Source organism: Xanthomonas sp. D-99 (assembly GCF_017746145.1).
In the GTDB taxonomy this organism is placed as follows: Bacteria; Pseudomonadota; Gammaproteobacteria; order Xanthomonadales; family Xanthomonadaceae; genus Xanthomonas; species Xanthomonas cissicola.
Window position 1 is genome coordinate 1 of record NZ_JAGHWU010000027.1, and the last position, 1,235, is coordinate 1,235.

Below are 1,235 nucleotides of genomic sequence, written 5' to 3' on the forward strand. Positions count from 1 at the left end.
GACCTAGGGAAGGTCTGAACAACGAGACCTGACAGGGCGGAAGGTGGCGTCGTTCCGAAGAGTGGCTTTTGGAACTTCGGAATTTCGCCATTTCTGGCGCTTTCCGCGGGAATTTCCCGGTTCACAGACGCACGCTCCCCATCGCCGGCAGTAACTGCTTTCGCTTCATCCACAGGTTTGACAGCGCAAACAAGGTCAGCACCTGTGCCGTGTTCTTGGCCAGACCTCGATAGCGGACCTTGGTGTAGCCAAACTGGCGCTTGATCACCCGGAATGGATGCTCCACCTTCGCGCGCACGCTGGCCTTGAAGTGTTCCCAACGCTGTTCCCGTGCACGCTCGCGTGTGTTGCCGATGCTCCGCATCGTCGAGGGCCTGGCGGCGATGAAGAATACTGCTTGGCAGTCCCGCAGTTCTTGGCGTTTGTCCGCCCCGGTATAGCCACTGTCGCCGAACACGCTGTCTTCCTTGCCATGCAGTAATGCGTGCGTCACCGTGACATCGGCGACATTGGCCGCTGTGCAATGGACATGGTGTACCAGTCCGGAAAACTCATCCACGCCGATGTGCGCCTTCATCCCAAAATACCACTGATTTCCCTTCCTGGTCTGATGCATCTCAGGGTCGCGCGCATGGTCGGCGTTCTTGGTCGAACTGGGCGCAGCGATCAGCGTCGCATCGACGATCGTGCCCGACCGCAGGCTCTGACCCTTGCGCGCCAGATGCGCGTTGACCGCTTCCAGCATCCGTGCGGCAAGGCCATGGGTCTCCAGCAGGCGCCGAAAGTTGAGAATCGTGGTCTCGTCGGGAATGTCGTCCAACCCACCGAGCTGGGCAAAGCGCCGCAAGGTCGGAATCTCGTGCAGCGCTTCTTCCATCGCCGGATCGCTCAACGCATACCACTGCTGCAGCAGATGAATCCGCAACATCGTCGCCAGTGCGTACGGCTGCCGACCTGGCCGCCCCGACACTGGATAGTGCGGCGCGATCAGGGCAAGCAGTTGCTGCCACGGAACAACCTGCTCCATCTCGGCAAGAAAGATCTCGCGCCGGGTCTGCTTACGCTTGCCCAAGCCCTCAGCGTCACCGAACGTCAGCTGCATGGATGAATCCTCTACATAAGGCGATAGTGTCGCGCATCTGCGGTGAGTTGATCAGACCTTCCCTAGCTGCGCCCACCCGACGACTGCTCGCTAAGTTTGTTTGCCGCTCCAAGAGCGCAGTGAGCGTGCTGCC

At 60.2% G+C, this 1,235-nt stretch carries 1 protein-coding gene; it reads right to left on the bottom strand.

Annotated features, from left to right (window positions below):
• Positions 1-121: 121 nt before the first annotated feature.
• A complete protein-coding gene (locus J7360_RS12395) occupies positions 122-1,102 on the bottom strand; it encodes an IS5 family transposase (RefSeq protein WP_007962146.1) in 981 nt (326 codons plus the stop codon).
• Positions 1,103-1,235: the final 133 nt, after the last annotated feature.